Raw genomic sequence first — 17,413 nt, forward strand, 5'->3', positions numbered from 1 at the left:
GGGTAGGGGCGGCGGGGGCGAGAAACAAGCCGCCACCCCCACCCCCCCCCACCGCGGAGCAACCTGTCACCGCCCGGTCAGCCGGCAACGGCCGACCGGGCGGGAGCGTGTCCACCCCCCGGCACCGGCGCCATCGCATCCGCACGCTCCACCTCCACGAACCCGACCCCACCCGCCCCCGCGACAGCGGAGTACGGCGGCCGGACGGGCAGCGAAGCCGCCGCAGACGGAGCCGGAGCCGTGAGGGTGAACCACACGACCTTCCCCGACTCACCGTCCGGCCGCACACCCCAGCTCTCACTCACCGCGGCGACCATGGAAAGCCCACGCCCGCACGTCGCGAGCGAGGTGGCGTCCCGCACCTCGGGAAGGCGCGGGTCGCGGTCGTGCACCGACACGGTGAGCCGGTCGAGCAGCAGCTCGATCTCGACGGTGCACAGCTTGTCGGGCCGGGCATGCAGATGGACGTTGGTCAACAGCTCGGTCACGCCGAGCGCGGCCCGGTCTATCAAGGGATCCAGACGCCAGTAGCGCAACTGCGCAGATACGATTCTGCGGACCTGGCCGATCCGCGACGGCAGAGCGTTGAGCTCCACCGTGCAATGTTTGCTTGGCTGGCTGATCACGGCTGCGACTCCCCGAATTGAGGTCCGGAAGAAGACGAGTGCGGATCCAGCGGGCTGCCTGCGCGCGCCGACCGCCTGCTGTCGGTGGCCGGCGGGCTGGTTCGCAGCGTTATCGCCGGTAAACCCAGAGTGACGTGACAACAGAGTGGCTCAGGAGGCGCGCTCCCGCAACTCGCGGTTGTTTCGGCGGCCGGACGAACGGCGCCGCGCGCGCTGCTCAGCGCACGCGCCCCGCCGCGTTGCGCACGGCCTCGATGAACCGACGGGCCGCCGGCGGACCGGGCTCTCCGGGGGCCGGATCGTGGTCGCCGAGGGTGAGCAGATAGCGGGTGCCGTTGACGTCCGCCAGCGCCCGGTCCGCCTGGGCGAACCAGGGCTTGGACGCACGGACCGCCTGCACCGGCGCGCTGTCGATCTCACTGCCGTAGCTGGTGAGCAACTCCAGCCTGCCGTCGCTGATCCGGACCTGCCCGGCCCGGGTGAGCGAACGCAGCCGCTTGCCGATCCGCACGCCTGTGGCTGTGAACTCCGGCTCCGCCATGTGCCCCACCCCCTTGTGCGCTTCGGTCGTGCCCCGTCATGCATACGGTCGTGCGATACGGCTCGTACCCCGACGCACACCACGGGTCGCGCCCCTCGTACGTACGGGTCGCACCCGTCGTGCGTGCGGGTCACGCCCCTCGTGCGTACGGGGCACACCCCTCGTGCGTACAAGGACGAGCCCGTCGTGCGGACGGCGCGGTCCCGTCCCATTGTGCGTCCCGCCGGGACCGGCGTCCTGTGCGTGCAGTCTGCCCGCGCAGGGCGTCGAGCACCAGTGCGCATCACGGCGTGGCACATGCCCTGTGGCGCACTCGCGTGAATGCGCCCCCCGACCTCCTGCCGACCGACCGCACCAGGAGTCCCTTTGAGGTCCTCAAAGGAGTGTTTATGCAGGTGAGAAGCGTGCGCGAGGTGCCTATGATCGGTGCGTCCGACCGCGCGACCCGACGTCGGCAGCCACCCGAAGGAGCCCCGCCGTGACCACCCCGCAGCAGGCCCGCCCCCATGAGCCGACGGCCACGCTCGATGTCGATCACAGCGACGCGGAGTACCGGCACTGGCTCAAAGAAGCCGTGCGGAAGGTCCAGGCCGACGCGAACAGATCGGCCGACACCCATCTCCTGCGCTTCCCGCTGCCCGAGCGGTGGGGCATCGACCTGTATCTCAAGGACGAGTCCACCCATCCCACCGGCAGTCTCAAGCACCGCCTCGCCCGCTCGCTCTTCCTGTACGGGCTGTGCAACGGCTGGATCCGGCACGGCCGTCCCGTCATCGAGGCGTCCAGCGGCTCCACGGCCGTCTCCGAGGCGTACTTCGCCAAGCTGATCGGGGTGCCGTTCATCGCCGTGATGCCCCGCACCACGAGCGCGGAGAAGTGCCGTCTGATCGAGTTCCACGGCGGCCGATGTCATTTCGTCGACGACCCGCGCACCATGTACGCGGAGTCGGCGGCCCTCGCAGCGCAGACCGGCGGGCACTTCATGGACCAGTTCACGTACGCCGAACGGGCCACGGACTGGCGCGGCAACAACAACATCGCCGAGTCGATCTACCGCCAGCTGGAGCTGGAGCGCTACCCCGAGCCCGCGTGGATCGTGGCGACCGCGGGGACCGGCGGCACCTCGGCGACCATCGCCCGCTATGTGCACTACATGCAGTTCAACACCCGTATCTGTGTGGCCGATCCGGAGAACTCCTGTTTCTTCGAGGGCTGGACCACGGGTGACGCGGAGGTCACCACCGACTGCGGTTCGCGGATCGAGGGCATCGGCCGGCCGCGGATGGAACCCAGCTTCGTACCCGGGGCCGTCGACCGGATGATGAAGGTGCCGGACGCGGCGAGCGTGGCGGCCGTGCGGGCGCTGGAACAGGCCATCGGGCGCAAGGCGGGCGGCTCGACCGGCACGGGTCTGTGGAGTTCGCTGAGGATCGTGGCGGAGATGGCGGCGGCGGGACGGACCGGGAGCGTGGTCACGCTGCTGTGCGACCCCGGGGACCGCTATCTGGACAAGTACTACTCGGACGACTGGCTGGCCGGTCAGGGCCTGGACATCGCGCCCTACGCGGCCACGATCGACTCGCTGCTGGCCACAGGGATCTGGCCCGCCTGAGCGGCCCGCTCCCGGGCGACGCGGTCCCCGGGTGACGCGGTCCCGCCAGGACGGTGGTGACCGTCAGCGCGCGTGCGTCGAGCCGATCCGCCGGTCCAGCTTCCGTACCGCGTCACGGAACGCCCGGCCGAGACCCGCCCGGCTCAGCTTCATCACCAGGCGGAACGCCGCCGTGCCGTCGGCGGCCATGGTCCACTGCACCCGCGTACCGGCGGCGCCGTCCGGGGTGAGCCGCCACTCCTCGGCGAGGGCGCGCACGCCGGGGGCGTTCGTCACGTCGACGCGGTACGCGTACACCTCGTGGGGCTCGGCCGCAAGGATCGTCTCCTCGAAGCGGGTGCCGCCCCTGAGGCGGATCCGCCGTCCTGAGCCGCCGTCGGACGGCTGTGCCGACGAGACGGCGGAGAACCACTGCGGCCAGCCTTCGACGTCCTCGGCCAGCGCGCGGTGGACCGCTTCGGGGGACGAGGTCACGCCTCGCGCGAACACCAGCCGCACGGGAGCGCTCTCGACGAAGTCGAGCTCCACGGGGCGCAGTCGATGAACCATGCGTACGACCTCCGCACGGGGGCACGTCGGGAACAGTCCTGAACGCGTTCCCGAACCGCGGCAGTTGGCAAGGGGGGTCACCATAACCGCGGGGACGTCAGATGTCTGTACCGTCCCTGGACACCCCTGGACACCCCTCGACGCCCCCGGAGCCGGAGGCGCGCCTGCACGTCCCGGCCAAACACTCAGGCGTCCGACGCGCCCTCGTCCTCGCCCTCGTCCTCGGCCTCCGGTTCGCCCGCCACCACCAGGCGCCGCAGATGCTCGGAGATCTCCGAGCGCGCCTCGGCGGGCAGCCCGTCGTCCGTCACCAGGGTGTCGATCTGCTCCAGCGCGGCGAACGAACTCAGCCCCACCGTGCCCCACTTGGTGTGGTCCGCGACCACGACGACCCGCCGTGCGGACTGCACGAGGCGCCGGTTCGTCTCCGCCTCCGCGAGGTTCGGTGTGGACAGACCGGCCTCCACCGATATGCCGTGCACCCCGAGGAAGAGCACGTCGAAGTGGAGGGCCTCGATCGCCTGGTCCGCGACGGGACCCACCAGGGAGTCCGACGGGGTGCGCACCCCGCCCGTCAGCACGACCGTCGCCGCGCCCTGCCGCTGCCCCGAGGTGCGCTGCGCCGAGTGGAAGACGTCGGCCACCCGCACCGAGTTGGTCACCACCGTCAGGTCCGGCACGTCGAGCAGCTGATGGGCGAGCGCGTACGTCGTCGTGCCGCCGGACAGCGCGATCGCCGTGCCCGGGGCCACCAGAGAGGCGGCGGCCCGCGCGATGTCCTCCTTGGCCGTCAGCTCCAGCCCCGACTTGGCCTCGAAACCCGGCTCGTGCGTACTCGCCTCGACCACCGGGACGGCGCCGCCGTGCACCTTCTCCACCACGCCCTGCCGGGCGAGCGCGTCCAGGTCGCGGCGGACCGTCATGTCGGACACGCCGAGTTTCCTGGTCAGTTCGTTCACGCGGACGCCACCGCGCCGCCGGACCTCGTCCAGGATCAGAGCGCGCCGCTGCTCCGCGAGCAGGTTCTGATTCTCGCTCACGTCCGCTCCGGTTCCCTTCGCCTCGACCCGCTCGACATAGTCCTGCGCAGCCCCTGCGTCGCACACCGACAAGGACGTTCGCCTCACCTGTGGACCGCGGGACGCCCCATCCTTGCACGGGCCGCCGCAGGTCGCGCCACTGCCTGTGGCGATGCGCACACGTCACGCTGCCACCTCGGGTCCGGCACTGTCACACGGATCGGGGAGATTCCGTGACGAGTGGTGCGCGCAGGGTCAGCAGAGGAGATCCTTGTATCTGGACATGACACATGTCGTACGGGCATCACGGGGGACACACAACAGTGGAGCGTCTACAGGGGCACGCCCCGACGAACGAGACGAACGGATCCGGGCCGCAGGCGTCCGACACCGCGCTCGAACTCCTGGTCCACGGCGTCGGTGGCACGACGCCCCAGGAAATGCTGAACGATCCGCGCACGGTCCGGATCACCGGCGACGACACGGCCGCGGTCTTCCGCCGCGCCGACGACGTCGAAGCCGAGACGGACGCGACGCGCCGGCCCGCGGAGCACCAGGGCAAACCGATTCCCGAGGCGTACGTCTGGTGCAACCTCACCTCGGGCAACGGCTCCCGGGCGCTGTGGCTGCTGCTCCTGCCGTTCATGGTGGTCAACCTCGCCCACTGGATGCGGCCCACGGTGAGCGACAACCGAAAACCGGCGGTCCGCCTCTACGGCCTGCTGGTGCGCCTGGCCGGGCTGACCCTCACGGTGCTCCTGGTCGCCGCGGCCTGCGAGGTCGCCCTCGACCTGGCCGCCTGGCAGTGCGCGGGTACGGCCGACTGCGCCAGGGAGCACTCCTGGCTCGGCTTCCTGTCCCCGGCCGTCTCCGACGACGGCTGGTGGAGCCAGCCCGGCCGCCGCCTCGCCCTCGCCGCACTGGTGCCCGCCGCGCTCACGGGTCTCCTCTGGTACCTCTCGCACCGCACCTGGAGCGCGTACGAGTCCCAGCAGCCGAGGCCGCGCGAGAACGAGCCGGAGGAGGGCAGCAGGGCCGGGCTCGGCCGTCCCGGCTTCTGGTACGGACGCCGGCTGGTCGCCCGGCTGCGGGTCGCCCACACCGCCGCGGGTCTACTGACGATCGCCGCGGCGGTCGGCGCCGCCGCCGCCCGCCACGACCGCGAGGCCGGCGGGCCGGCCGCCCTGGACGTGCTCGGGTGGCTCCTGAACGGGTCGTTCGTGCTGGGAGCGGTCTTCGTGCTGTGGGTCGTCTGCAGCCGGGGCCGCAGCGAGCACCGCCTCGACCGGCGGCTCGACGCGGCCCTGGTGCGCCGGCTGACCCTCGGCTCGCTCGCCCTGCTCGTCCTCACCTTCGTCTACGCGGGCTGGTCACGCCCCGGATGGAGTTCGGACCACCGGCTGGCCGGCGGCGGCACCGCCTTCGGCACCATCGCGCTGGTCGAGTGCCTGCTCGTGATCGTCCTCGGGGTGGTGGCGCACGTCCTGTACCGCGCCCAGCCCGATCCCCGTACCGCGATGCGGGGCCTGGCGGGACCCGCCGTCGCGATGCTGGCCTGCGCGCTGGGCGGGGTGATGTCCGGCGGGGTCTCCCAGCGCGTCGCCGACTGGCTGGACGGCACCGGGCACACGATCGCGGGCCCGCCCGTGCTGCTGACCTGGCAGGCATCGGTCATCCCGCCCCTGCTGCTGGTCCTGTTCGTCCTCGTCGGCTGGCTGGCCAGGCGCACGGTGGTGCTGCGCCGCACCGAGACGGCTGCCGTGGAATCCGCCTACGAGGACGAGCCCAAGGACGAGGCCACCACCCGCCGCATCGCGAGCATCCGGGCGATGGCCTCCCTCACCGACCGGGCCCCCCGGATCATCGGCATCACCTCCGTGGTGACGCTGATCCTGGGCGGCCTGGCCGTCGCGGGAGCCCTGGCCACCAAGGACGCCCCGGGCGAGGCGGCCCGCGGCACCTACCCCGTCGTACAGGGCGCCGCCGAGACCGCGCAGGCACTGGGCTCCTGGCTGATCGGGGTCGGCTTCATACTGTTCGTCACCTGGGGCCGCCGCGCCTACAAGGACCAGACCGCCCGCCGCACCATCGGCATCCTGTGGGACGTCGGTACGTTCTGGCCGCGTGCGGCACACCCCTTCGCGCCTCCCTGCTACGCCGAGCGCGCCGTGCCCGACCTGACCTGGCGCATCGCCGGCTGGATCCGCGCCACCGGCGGCCGGCTCGTCCTGTCCGGCCACTCGCAGGGCAGTGTCCTCGCGGCCGCCGCTGCCTGGCAGCTCGAACCGGCGGTGCGCAAGCGCGTCGCGCTGCTGACCTACGGCTCACCGCTGGAGCGGCTGTACGGGCGCTGGTTCCCGGCGCACTTCGGGCCCGCCGCGCTCAGCGGACTGCACCGGGACGTCGACTGCTGGCGCAATCTGTACCGGGCCACCGACCCCATCGGCGGCCCCATGCGGCTGCCCGGCGACTGCGGCCCCCAGGTCGACCGGGAGGCACTGGAGGATCCGCTCGCGTACTGCCGGTCGGAGAAGCACCCGCTGCCCGCGCCGATCCTCGGACACTCGGACTACCAGGCGGACCCCGTCTTCGCCGAGGAGCGGGAGAAGCTCCTGGCCCGCCTCAGGCCGGACGTCCCGGCCCCGCGAGCGGGTACCGGGCCCGAGGAACCCCAGGGCGGCCCCCGGGCGGAACCGGCGCCGGTCTAGGACCGGCGGCCGGGACCGGGGGAACTCCCGGCCGGTTCAGGGGAGTTCCGGCAGGTCCTCCGCGTACAGCAGGGTGAGGTCGTCCGTGCTCGTCTCGGCGAGCTGGGCGACCCGCCCCGCGTGCCGCTCCACCATCGCCTCGAAGGTCTGCCGCGCGGTACGGCCGTTGCCGAACGCGGGCCCCTTGGGGATCGCCGAGAAGTACGTGAGCAGCGCCTCGTCCGCGCCGGGCGCCAGCCGGTACTCGTGCTCGTCCGCCTGCTGCTCCACGATCCGCAGCAGTTCCTCGGAGCCGTAGTCGTTGAAGGTGATGGTCCGTGAGAAACGGGACGCCACACCGGGGTTGACCGAAAGGAAGCGCTCCATCTCGGCCGTGTAGCCCGCGACGATCACGACCACGGCCTCCCGGTGGTCCTCCATCAGCTTCACGAGCGTGTCGATCGCCTCGCGGCCGAAGTCGCGCCCCGAGTCCTCCGGCGACAGCGCGTACGCCTCGTCGATGAACAGGACGCCGCCGCGCGCCTTGTCGAACGCCTCCTGCGTACGGATCGCCGTGGAACCGATGTGCTCGCCGACCAGGTCGACGCGGGACACCTCGACGAGGTGGCCCTTCTCCAGGACGCCGAGGGACGCGAGGATCTCGCCGTACAGCCGCGCGACCGTCGTCTTGCCGGTGCCGGGGGAGCCGGTGAAGACGAGGTGGCGACGGGCGGAGGCCGCCTTGAGGCCCGCCTGCTGCCGTCGGCGGCCCACCTCGATCATGTCGGTGAGCGCCCGCACCTCGCGCTTGACGCTGTCGAGGCCCACCAGCTGGTCCAGTTCGCCGAGCACGGCCTCCGAGGTGCGCGCCGGCTGCTCGGGCTCCGCGGCGGCGAGCAGCGGCTCCTGCTCGGTGGCCCGCTGGCCCGGGATGGCCCCCAGCAGGCCGGAGGACTGCCCCGCGGTCTGTACGGCGGGTTCCGGGGCCGGGGTCCGCGCGTGGGCGCTCTCGTCGCTCGTGCAGTCCTCGACCAGCGGCCCGGTGCCGGACGCCTGGTCACCCCCGGCGTCGGCGAACTCGTAACCACCGCGCGCGCAGCGCTCCGTACGGCACTTCTTCAGGGTGGCGCGGCAGCCGTCTATCACGTGGAAGCCGTACCCGCCGCTGCCCGTCACCCGGCAGCCGTGGAAGCTGCCGCGACCGCCGGCCGACACGTAGAAACCCGCCTCCGCGGGCGAGGTGACGGTGCACCGCTCGATGGTGGGGTCGGCGCCCTTGGTGACGATCACGCCGGTCTGCGTGCCGTCGATCGTGCAGGCGGAGAGCGTCCCGCCACTGCCGTGGTCGCGGAACCAGGCGCCCGTCGCCGCGTCCCGGATCCGGCAGTCGTCGAGCTGCGCGGTGGCGCCGTCGCTCACCGACACGGCCGTGTTGCGGACCTGGGTGATGTCACTGTCGACGACGTCGGCGCGCGAGCCGCGGTCGAGCACGAACAGGGCGTCCGGTACGTCGTGCACCCGGCAGGATTCGAGGACGACCGTCGCGCCGTCGCTGACCCACACCGCGGGGTAGTCGCCCGTACTGTCGTGGATCTCGCACTGGTTGGCGTCCACGCGCGTGCCGGGATCCCAGACCGACAGGCCGTTGCGCCCGAACCGGCGCACGGTGGACCGCGTCATGGTGAGGACCGAGCGGGAGCGCAGGTCGACCGCGTTCTCCGGGATGTCGTGGATACGGCAGTCGGCGAGCGTCAGCACGGCGTCCGTGTCGAGCGTGACACCGTCCGACGTCGTGCGGTGCACATCGCAGTCCGTGAGGTGCGCCGTGGCCCGCGCGGAGACCTGTACGCCGCTGCCCCTGACCTCGTAGACCTCGCAGCCCACCGCTTCTAGGGCGGACTGCTCACCGGTCACCGACAGGCCCGCGCCCGCCGTGTGGTGCACCCGGCAGCGCTCAAGACGCGGATGCGCGCCGCCGCGCACCGAGACGCCCGACTGTCCTGCGGCCACGACCTCGCACTCCTCGAAGACCCCGCCCCCGCCGTCGAGCACGGAGATGCCGACGCCCGCCGGATTGTCCACGGTGCACCGGCGCACGGTCGGGCGCGCGCCGCCGCGCACCTCGACACCGGCCGCGGACCGGGTGACGATCCGGATGTCCATGAGCTCCGGGGTGCCCTCCTCGACGAGCAGCGCGGGCGCGGCCGAGTCCTGGCCCTCCACGAGCAGGTCCTGGACCACTGCGGAGGCCCGTACGGTCAGGGGCACGCCGTCGACGGGCGCGATGCGCACGGAACCGGCCGATCCCTCGGGGCCGCGCAGCGTCACCGCCCGCTCTATGACGAGGTTCTCCCGGTAGGTCCCGGCGGCGATGGTGAGCACGTCACCGTCGGCCGCGGCCTCCAGGGCGGCGGCGAGCGATGCGTACTCACCTGTGCGGCGCCGCCACCGCGACGTGCCGGTGTGCGTCACCTGGACCGTGCCCTGTGCCATGGCGCTGCTGTGCCCCCACCTTGTCGTACGCGGGTCCTGAGAAGCCGTGTTCCCAGCGCCTGGCCGTCAACTCGGCTCACGGGGAACGGGAAACAGCCTCTCATGACGGTGCCGAACACCTCGGCCGGTCCACCGTAGCGTGCGCGGGGCCGCGTGGTTGACCGGAGCGTGCAGGCCGTCAGCTGCCCGTGCCCGTCCTGCCCCAGTCCGGCCCCGCCCGGGACCATGCCTGGTCCCAGCGGTCGTACCTGCGCCGCACCATGCGCCAGACCAGCAGCCGCCGGGTGCCCTCGACGAGGCCCGCGCAGGCGGCGGCCGTGCCGAAGCCCGCGAGGACGGCGTGCGTCGCGGCGGTCGCGCTGTCCAGCGGGCGGCCCACTATTCGGCCCTGTCCGTCCGTCCACACCGTGAAGTGGTCGCCGCGCCCGGGGGCCTTGAGGGCCGCCATGGCCGTGCCCCGGTGCGCGGTGCCGTCGGGTGCCGTCCAGCGGGCCAGCACCCGGCTGTGGGAGTCACGTCCGGAAGCCGTCTCGGGGTCGGGGTCCAGCGGCGTGCGGTCCGACTTTCTGATCACGGTCGCGACCACCGGGTGGTGGCTCTCCCGCTGCTCCCGCACGGACCGCTGCAGGGCGTCCCCGGCGATCCCGCCGACCAGCACACCGACCAGGGGCGCGGCGACGAGGATCAGCACAAGTGCCCCCAGCGCCAGCCACGCCTCGCAGAGATCCGTCGTACGCCGAAGCGGGTTGTGCCGCCAGCGCCAGATTCCCCGGATTGCCCGCACCGCTCCGCACCCCCCTCCGCGTCCGTGATAACCCCCCTCGGAGCCGTTCACGCGCGCGGCCGGGCAAGAGAGAGGGAAATCACCCCTCCTGCCGGCCTCTCATGAACTTCTCACACGGACTCAACGGCTGTGCCCGGCGTGCGTGTTCCCCGGGCGAAGTCCTATTCGAGGATCCGCACCGGGTCGCCCACCCGGACCGAACCGGGGGACTCCGGTACGAGATTCTGCCCGAAGACCAGCTTGTCGCCGAAACGGCGGTGGCGGGCGAGGGTGCGCAGCGGCTCCCTGCCGCGCTCGGCCGTCGTCTGGTCGGTGGTGGTCACGACACAGCGCCCGCACATCTTGGCGACGCGCAGGACGACCTCGCCGACGGCGATCCGGGACCAGCCGTCCTCGGCCCAGGGGGCGGTGCCGTCGACCACGATGTTCGGCCGGAAGCGGTTCATCGGGAGGGGGCCCTCTTCGGGCCGGTCGCCCTGCGCGATCAGGGTGTTCAGGGCGTCGAGCGAGGCGAGCGTGGTGACGAGCAGGGGGTAGCCGTCCGCGAAGCTGACCGTCTCGCCCGGCCGTGCGAACAGCGGGTCGACGGGTCTGCGGGTGGCCGGGTCGTCGAGATGCGCGAGCCGTACGGCGATGCCGAGGAAGTCGCTGAACCAGGCGTCCGCCGTGACGCCGGCGGGCACCGCCTCCACCTTGTCGTTCCAGATCTCCACCGTCGTGGTGCCGCCCGGTTCGGGCACGGGGACGGTCAGTGACTCCCGGCCGGGCGCGGACACCAGGATCGCGCCGCCGGCCAGGGGCTCTGCGCGGACCAACGCCATCCGCGGCCGCGCGCGTTGGGTGATGATCCTGTTCTTGTCGTCGGTCAGCACCCAGCGCCGGTCGCCCGCCGGACCCCATGGCTCCACGACGGCCTCGTGCGGGTCGTGGCCCGCAGCCGCCTTCAGCGGATAGACGTGGATCGAGTGCAGTACCGGCTTCGACATGAGGTCATCCTGCCGGAGGGCTCGGACAACCTCCGCCGCATCACCCTCAGTAGCCGCGGTACTGCTGGTTGTTGTACGGGTCCTGGTACGGCGCCGGAGCGGGGCGCGGGGCCGCGGGGGCGGGCCGCGGCGCTGCCGGACGCATCGCCTCGTAGCCCGTGCCGCCGCCGTTCATCGGGCGCTGCTGCTGCGGAGCCTGGGGGCCCGGGTAGCCGCGCGGGGCGCCGCCCTGCTGCGGGATGTACGGGGCCGCGGCCTGCTGCAGCGGAGCCGGTTGCTGGGCCTGGGGGTAGCCGTACTGGGGCACCTGCGGGGAGGGTGCGGCGGGCAGAGCGGGCAGCGCCGACGGGAGCGCGGGCAGGTTGCCGCCCGTGTCGTACGCCGCGGGAACCCGGATCGGGGCGATCTGCGGGGTGCCCCGTTCGGCCACGAGGGAGTCGTAGATCGGGGTGTCCGGGAAGGAGGCGGAGTAGTAACCGCCGCCATAGGTGGAGCGGGGGGAGGTCATGGCACATAAGTTAAGCCCACGATCTGCCGGTTGGGGAGACCGATAAGAGGGTTGTTTTCCGTGTCGGCAGTGACGCGGGACCCCCAATGTGAGCGAACTTGGCGAAAAAGGGCAGCGGAGACTGCCAGGATCGTGTAAAGGCCGAGTTCCGGAGGGGTTACCGACGGGTCGGCCGCCGATCTTCCGGGTCCGGTCATGGGCGTTCGCCGCCCGGGGGATTAGGTTGGCGCAGAACGGGCGAACGGACCGAGTCGCGGTCGTCGCGGAGACACCCGATGGGGGCGGACATGCCAATGCCTAAAGGATCGAACGTTCCGGTGCCGACGACGGGGCTGCGCGTCGAGCTGGGCTGGCGCACGGGCCCCGGCGTGCCCGACGCGGACGCCTCGGCGCTGCTGCTGGCGTCCGGAAAGGTCCGCTCCGACCAGGACTTCGTGTTCTACAACCAGCCGGCGCACTCCTCCGGCGCGGTGCGCCACGAGGGCAAGCGCAACGCCGGCGGCCAGGTGAACGACACGCTGTTCGTCGACCTCGCGCGCGTGGAGCCCGGAATCGAGACGGTGGTCCTCGCCGCCTCCGCGGACGGCGGCACGTTCGGACAGGTCCCCGGGCTGTACATCCGGGTCCTCGACGCACAGGCAGGCACGGAGGTCGCGCGCTTCGACAGCGAGGGCGCAAGTGTCGAGACCGCCTTCGTGCTCGGCGAGTTCTACCGCAGACAGGGCGCCTGGAAGTTCCGCGCCGTCGGACAGGGCTACGACAGCGGACTCATGGGGCTGGCCACGGACTTCGGGATCACCGTCGACGAGCCGCAGCAGCCGGCGCCGCCCGCCCCCGTCGCTCCGCCGGTCGCGGCCACCCCGCCTCCTGCCCCCGTCGCCCCGCCCGTCACGGCCCCCCGGCCGATGACACCCCCGCCCGCCCCTCCGGCGCCCCCTGCCCAGCCTCCGGCCCCCGTCCGCCTCACCAAGGTCACGCTCACCAAGGACGCCCCGTCCGTCTCGCTCACCAAGCAGGGCGGCACCTCGGGCGTGATGCGCGTGAACCTCAACTGGACGGTCCGCAAGCAGTTCTCGGGATGGCAGGCCAAGCTGGGCCGGGCGATCGCCATGCACGCGGACCTCGACCTCGACCTGTGCGCCCTCTACGAACTGTCCGACGGCAGCAAGGGCGTCGTACAGGCCCTGGGCAACGCGTTCGGAGCGCTGCACCAGCCCCCGTTCATCCACCTCGACGGCGACGACCGGACCGGCGCGTCGTCGAGCGGCGAGAACATCAGCGTCAACCTCGACCACATCCGGGACTTCCGCCGCATCCTCATCTTCGTGACCATCTACGAAGGAGCGCGTTCCTTCGCCGACCTCGACGCCTCGGTGACCCTCCAGCCACTGCACGGCGCACCCGTCGACTTCTCGCTCGGCGAATGCACCGTGCCCTCCACGGTGTGCGCCCTCGCCCTCATCACGAACACAGGCAGCGACCTCGTGGTCCAGCGCGAGGCGCGCTTCCTCGTCCCCGACCGGGGTGTGAGCCCGCAGCGCACCGTCGACTACGCCTACGGCTGGGGCATGAACTGGACCCCGGGCAGGAAGTGAGCCGCCGCGCGGCGCCCGCTCAGGGGCCGGGCGCCGCGTCCGGGCGGGCGTAGGTGCGTCCCTTCCAGGCCGCGCCGCGTCCCCTGTAGTGCTGCACCGCGGAATCCACCGTCATGAAGAGGTACATCAGGGCCGTGAACGGCAGCAGCGGGGCGAGCGCGAGAGGCTGCCGGTAGTACCGCAGCATCGGCAGATACGTCCCGGTCATGACCAGCCACGCCAGCCCGCCGGCCGCCGCCGCCAGGCGGGCGCCCGTCACGACACCCGCGACGAGCGCCACCGGCGGCACCAGATACACCACGGCGAGACCTGCCACGGTGCCGGCGAGCAGCAGCGGGTTGTGCCGCAGCTGGGCGTACGCGCTGCGCGAGACCATCCGCCACAGGTCGTGCAGCCGCGGATAGGGACGCACGCTGTCCACGCGCTCGGCGAGCCCCAGCCAGATGCGCCCTCCGGAGCCCTTGACGGCCCTCGCCAGCGCCACGTCGTCGATGACGGCCCGCCCGATGGCGTCCGGGATCCGGGCCCGCTCGGCGGCGGTGGTCCGCAGCAGGACACAGCCGCCCGCCGCGGCGGCGGTCCGCGACCCCTTCACGGCGATCCACCGGAACGGGTACAGCTGCGCGAAGAAGTACACGAACGCGGGCACCACGAGCCGCTCCCAGACGCTCTCCACCCGCAGCCGGGCCATCTGGGAGACGAGATCGAAGTCCCCGGTCACGGCCGAGGCCACCAACTCCCGCAGACTGTCCGGCGCATGGGCGATGTCCGCGTCCGTGAGCAGCAGATACTCGGGCCCACGCGCGCGTGCCAGGCCGATGCCGTGCCGCACCGCCCAGAGCTTGCCGGTCCAGCCCGCGGGCGGCTCCCCGGGCGAGCCGACGGTCAGCGGCAGCCCGCCGTGCCGCCGCCCCAGCTCACGGGCCAGCTCCCCGGTGCCGTCCGAACTGCCGTCGTCGACGAGGAAGACCTCGGCCCGCCCCGGATACTCCTGCGCGAGGAGCGAGGGCAGACTCACGGGCAGGACGGCGGCCTCGTCGCGCGCCGGTACCACGACGCACACCGACGGCCAGCTCTCCGGCTCCCCGCGCGGCGGCAGCCGCAGGTCCGTACGCCAGAAGAAGCCCTGGCCGAGCAGCAGCCACAGCCAGGCGGCCAGCGATCCGACAGCGGTCCACACAAGGGCGCTCACCCGCCGCAGTCTGCCGCACCACTGCGGCCCGTTGAGCCAGATCGACTATGGTGACCGGGTGAAGATCGCGCTCATGGACTCCGGAATCGGACTGCTCGCGGCGGCCGCCGCGGTCCGTCGACTGCGCCCCGACGCGGAGCTCGTTCTCTCCTCGGACCCCGGCAGCATGCCCTGGGGACCCCGTACGCCCGAGGACGTGACCGCGCGTGCCCTCGCCGTCGCGGAGGCCGCCGCCGCGCACCGGCCCGACGCCCTGATCGTCGCCTGCAACACCGCTTCCGTGCACGCGCTGCCCGCCCTGCGGGCCCGCCTGGAGCCGGGGATTCCCGTCATCGGCACGGTCCCCGCGATCAAGCCGGCCGCCGCGGGCGGCGGCCCCTTCGCGATCTGGGCCACGCCCGCCACCACCGGCAGCCCCTACCAGCGCGGTCTCATCCGAGAGTTCGCCGACGGGGCGAGCGTCACCGAGGTGCCCTGCCCCGGCCTCGCGGACGCCGTCGAGCACGCCGACCAGGCCGGCATCGACGCCGCGATCGCCGCTGCCGCCGCACGTACACCCGACGACGTAACGACCGTCGTCCTGGGCTGCACCCATTACGAACTGGTCGCCGAGCGCATCCGCGCGGCCGTCCAGCGGCCCGGCACGGCACCGCTCGTCCTGCACGGCTCGGCCGGCGCCGTGGCCGCACAGGCACTGCGCCGCACCGGCGAGGCGGCGGCCCCGCAGGCACCCGACCAGGGCACGCTCACGGTGCTCCTCGGCGGCCGGGAGGGCGTCCTGCCCGCCACCGCGCTGACGTACGACGAGGGCCGGCTGCTCCAGGCGGTCAGCCCCGCCCGCTGACCCCCCACCGAGCCGCCACCGGCCCGGACGGCCGCCCGAGCGCGCGGCGGCGCTCGCCCGGCGGAGGCTTCGCCTCCACGCGCGACGGTCACTGTCCGCGACCAGGTGCCCTCTCTGCGGAACGTGAGTACGCTCATTGGCATGACGGACCACCCCCACGGCGAACAGGGCGCTGCCGACGCCCCGCATACCGAGGTCTGGCACGGCCGCGCGTCCAACCGTATGCAGTGGCTGCTCGCGAGCATCGGCGCCGCCTGCCTGGCGCTGGGCATCCAGCTGGCCGTCGACTCGACCTGGACGTCGGGCATCGCCGCCCTCGCCATGTCGGTGGTCGGCTGCATCGCGGCGGGGCTCCTGGTCCTCTTCGGGACGCTGGCGTTCGTGCATGTGGCCGTGAAGGTCGACAAGGAGTGCCTCGAAGTGCGCTGCGGCCACATGGGTGTCCCGCGCCGCCGCATCCCGCTGTCGCACATCACCGGAGCCGACTTCGCGCCCCGGGTGACCCCGCGGCAGTGGGGCGGCTGGGGCTACCGCTGGCGGCCCGACCAGGGAACCGCCGTGGTCGTGCGACGCGGCGAGGGCCTGGTGCTGCTCCTGGGCGACGGGCATACGTTCACCATCACGGTGGACAACGCGGAGGCGGCCGTACGGGTGATCCGCGACCGGCTGAGGATCGCCGCCACGGGCCGCGCCCACTGACGCCGTAAGCACGCCCCCTCCGTAACCACGGCCTCTTCGCGACCACTCTCCCGACCAGGTGCGCCGGCTACCCCGTGGAGACGGCCGGCACGGCCGGCGCGGGACGCGCCGTGGCAAGGCCCGCGAGCAGGCCGGCGCCCGCCGTCACCGTCGTGAAGCTCAGCGCGTTGCCGACCGAGGCGATCGCGGCCAGCGCCGTCAGCGCGGCGCCCGCGGTGAGGACGACGGGCGTGGGGCGCGGCGACCTCCACAGCGCGTACAGGACCCAGCCGAACACCGCGGCGAGCAGGACCACGCCGAAGATCCCCTGCTCGGCGGCCTGCTGGAACGGTGCCGAGTGGGGTTTGCCGTCGGGCGGCAGCGTCTGCGTGACGGTCGGACTCACCTCCGCGAACCGCCCGGGGCCGATGCCGAGCCCCGGTTCCCGGGCCGCCATGTCGAGCGCGTCGTGCCACAGCAGGACGCGGTGCTGGGTGAGCTGCCCCTCCAGGGACGAGGTCAGACCGTCCGGCAGTACGTTCTCGGCGGTCGCCCAGGTCGCGCCCGTCACCAGGGCCGCGGCGAGCGCGAGACCGCCGAGCCCCACGGCGCGGCGGCGCATACGGTCGGCGGCGAGCGAGCAGAGCAGCACGCCCAGACAGGCCACGAAGCCCGACGTCGACCCCAGGACCGCCGCGGTGACCGCGATACCGGCGGCCAGCAGCCGCAGGGCGAGCCGCAACCCCGGCGAGCGCGCCGCCCAGGCCGCACAGCACGCGGCCCCCGCGGAGAGCGTGAGCAGCGCGGCGGTCGCGCCGGTCTGGCCGAGCGGTGAGGTCACCTGGCTGCCCGGGTTGATGTGCGGGGCGGCCACGGCGAGCCCCAGTCCGGCGAACGCGCCCGCACCGGGCACGGCGACCGGCAGCAGTTCGCCGCAGATCCGCCCCACCGCGTAGCCCGCGGCCACGGCGAGCACCGCGAGCAGGACCCCCTCGGGTCGCCCGCCGTGCGCCGCGGCGGTGATCAGGGACCAGGCCGCGCACGCGCCGAGCACGACGACACCCGTCGCGTCCGACGCGCTGCGTCTGTCGTGTGCCGATGCCTGACCGGTCGCCGAAGCCATCCCCGTGGACCTCACCCCGACGCCCCCCGACCTGTGACAGGCCCCGCCCGCCCGGCCGGAAACGGCCCGTACGTCGAAGGCTCCGGCACACCGTAACGGGTGATGCGCCGGTTTGTGGACGAGTTGCGCAGAAACGATGCGGCAAGTGAGGGGTAAACACCCGGTCAGTGCCTCGG

Annotated in this window: 15 protein-coding genes; 5 read left to right on the forward strand and 10 right to left on the reverse strand. The window is 72.9% G+C overall.

The window, feature by feature from the left end; genetic code table 11:
• Positions 1-77 precede the first annotated feature (77 nt).
• Positions 78-626 (reverse strand): ATP-binding protein, encoded by a 549-nt coding sequence (locus tag ACFWGJ_RS08795; RefSeq protein ID WP_387321907.1) that lies wholly within the window; start codon positions 624-626, stop codon positions 78-80.
• 217 nt (positions 627-843) lie between these two features.
• Complete coding sequence (locus ACFWGJ_RS08800) at positions 844-1,167, reverse strand: hypothetical protein (protein WP_107019186.1); 324 nt, start codon at positions 1,165-1,167, stop codon at positions 844-846.
• A 478-nt stretch (positions 1,168-1,645) separates the two neighbouring features.
• On the opposite strand from ACFWGJ_RS08800, the gene ACFWGJ_RS08805 reads away from it, so the two are divergent.
• Complete coding sequence (locus tag ACFWGJ_RS08805; protein ID WP_387321910.1) at positions 1,646-2,779, forward strand: PLP-dependent cysteine synthase family protein; 1,134 nt, start codon at positions 1,646-1,648, stop codon at positions 2,777-2,779.
• A 63-nt stretch (positions 2,780-2,842) separates the two neighbouring features.
• On the opposite strand, the gene ACFWGJ_RS08810 is transcribed toward ACFWGJ_RS08805, so the two are convergent.
• Together ACFWGJ_RS08810 and ACFWGJ_RS08815 are read right to left on the reverse strand one after the other, a co-directional pair.
• Positions 2,843-3,328, reverse strand: coding sequence for an SRPBCC family protein (locus ACFWGJ_RS08810; protein ID WP_387321912.1), 486 nt, complete (start codon positions 3,326-3,328; stop codon positions 2,843-2,845).
• Positions 3,329-3,513: 185 nt separating this feature from the next.
• Positions 3,514-4,368 carry a DeoR/GlpR family DNA-binding transcription regulator gene (locus tag ACFWGJ_RS08815; RefSeq protein ID WP_387321914.1) on the reverse strand — a complete coding sequence of 285 codons (855 nt, stop codon included), beginning with the start codon at positions 4,366-4,368 and terminating at the stop codon, positions 3,514-3,516.
• A gap of 269 nt (positions 4,369-4,637) precedes the next feature.
• Between ACFWGJ_RS08815 and ACFWGJ_RS08820 the strand changes: the two genes are divergently transcribed.
• Positions 4,638-7,055, forward strand: coding sequence for a hypothetical protein (locus tag ACFWGJ_RS08820; protein ID WP_387321917.1), 2,418 nt, complete (start codon positions 4,638-4,640; stop codon positions 7,053-7,055).
• Between the two features lie 36 nt (positions 7,056-7,091).
• Here ACFWGJ_RS08820 and ACFWGJ_RS08825 read toward each other — a convergent pair whose 3' ends face one another.
• The 4 genes from ACFWGJ_RS08825 to ACFWGJ_RS08840 form a co-directional block, all read right to left on the reverse strand.
• Positions 7,092-9,527 (reverse strand): right-handed parallel beta-helix repeat-containing protein, encoded by a 2,436-nt coding sequence (locus ACFWGJ_RS08825; RefSeq protein ID WP_387321920.1) that lies wholly within the window; start codon positions 9,525-9,527, stop codon positions 7,092-7,094.
• A 178-nt stretch (positions 9,528-9,705) separates the two neighbouring features.
• Positions 9,706-10,311, reverse strand: coding sequence for a hypothetical protein (locus ACFWGJ_RS08830; RefSeq protein WP_387321922.1), 606 nt, complete (start codon positions 10,309-10,311; stop codon positions 9,706-9,708).
• A gap of 161 nt (positions 10,312-10,472) precedes the next feature.
• Positions 10,473-11,297, reverse strand: a complete 825-nt coding sequence (locus tag ACFWGJ_RS08835) for an MOSC domain-containing protein (RefSeq protein WP_387321924.1) — start codon at positions 11,295-11,297, stop codon at positions 10,473-10,475.
• A gap of 46 nt (positions 11,298-11,343) precedes the next feature.
• Positions 11,344-11,805, reverse strand: a complete 462-nt coding sequence (locus ACFWGJ_RS08840) for a DUF6643 family protein (protein WP_387321926.1) — start codon at positions 11,803-11,805, stop codon at positions 11,344-11,346.
• A 293-nt stretch (positions 11,806-12,098) separates the two neighbouring features.
• On the opposite strand from ACFWGJ_RS08840, the gene ACFWGJ_RS08845 reads away from it, so the two are divergent.
• Positions 12,099-13,400: a TerD family protein gene (locus ACFWGJ_RS08845; RefSeq protein WP_387321928.1), complete on the forward strand. Its 1,302-nt coding sequence runs from the start codon at positions 12,099-12,101 to the stop codon at positions 13,398-13,400.
• 19 nt (positions 13,401-13,419) lie between these two features.
• Here the strand turns inward: ACFWGJ_RS08845 and ACFWGJ_RS08850 are convergent, their stop codons facing one another.
• Positions 13,420-14,592: a glycosyltransferase gene (locus tag ACFWGJ_RS08850; RefSeq protein ID WP_387321930.1), complete on the reverse strand. Its 1,173-nt coding sequence runs from the start codon at positions 14,590-14,592 to the stop codon at positions 13,420-13,422.
• Positions 14,593-14,650: 58 nt separating this feature from the next.
• On the opposite strand from ACFWGJ_RS08850, the gene ACFWGJ_RS08855 reads away from it, so the two are divergent.
• Entirely contained in the window at positions 14,651-15,436 is a 786-nt protein-coding gene (locus ACFWGJ_RS08855; protein WP_387321932.1) for a glutamate racemase, read from the forward strand.
• A gap of 141 nt (positions 15,437-15,577) precedes the next feature.
• Entirely contained in the window at positions 15,578-16,135 is a 558-nt protein-coding gene (locus ACFWGJ_RS08860) for a hypothetical protein (RefSeq protein ID WP_387321935.1), read from the forward strand.
• Positions 16,136-16,202: 67 nt separating this feature from the next.
• Here the strand turns inward: ACFWGJ_RS08860 and ACFWGJ_RS08865 are convergent, their stop codons facing one another.
• The gene (locus ACFWGJ_RS08865; protein ID WP_387321937.1) at positions 16,203-17,237 is read right to left on the reverse strand and encodes an O-antigen ligase family protein; all 1,035 of its coding nucleotides are present in this window, start codon (positions 17,235-17,237) and stop codon (positions 16,203-16,205) included.
• Positions 17,238-17,413 lie beyond the last annotated feature (176 nt).

This window comes from Streptomyces sp. NPDC060205 (assembly GCF_042728395.1).
In the GTDB taxonomy this organism is placed as follows: Bacteria; Actinomycetota; Actinomycetes; order Streptomycetales; family Streptomycetaceae; genus Streptomyces.

Coding starts and splice junctions, on each gene's coding strand:
- ACFWGJ_RS08800 (WP_107019186.1), bottom strand. CDS start 1,167: ATGGCGGAGCCGGAGTTCACAGCCACAGGCGTGCGGATCGGCAAGCGG.
- ACFWGJ_RS08810 (WP_387321912.1), bottom strand. CDS start 3,328: ATGGTTCATCGACTGCGCCCCGTGGAGCTCGACTTCGTCGAGAGCGCT.
- ACFWGJ_RS08820 (WP_387321917.1), top strand. CDS start 4,638: ATGTCGTACGGGCATCACGGGGGACACACAACAGTGGAGCGTCTACAG.
- ACFWGJ_RS08825 (WP_387321920.1), bottom strand. CDS start 9,527: ATGGCACAGGGCACGGTCCAGGTGACGCACACCGGCACGTCGCGGTGG.
- ACFWGJ_RS08835 (WP_387321924.1), bottom strand. CDS start 11,297: ATGTCGAAGCCGGTACTGCACTCGATCCACGTCTATCCGCTGAAGGCG.
- ACFWGJ_RS08840 (WP_387321926.1), bottom strand. CDS start 11,805: ATGACCTCCCCCCGCTCCACCTATGGCGGCGGTTACTACTCCGCCTCC.
- ACFWGJ_RS08845 (WP_387321928.1), top strand. CDS start 12,099: ATGCCTAAAGGATCGAACGTTCCGGTGCCGACGACGGGGCTGCGCGTC.
- ACFWGJ_RS08860 (WP_387321935.1), top strand. CDS start 15,578: ATGACGGACCACCCCCACGGCGAACAGGGCGCTGCCGACGCCCCGCAT.
- ACFWGJ_RS08865 (WP_387321937.1), bottom strand. CDS start 17,237: ATGGCTTCGGCGACCGGTCAGGCATCGGCACACGACAGACGCAGCGCG.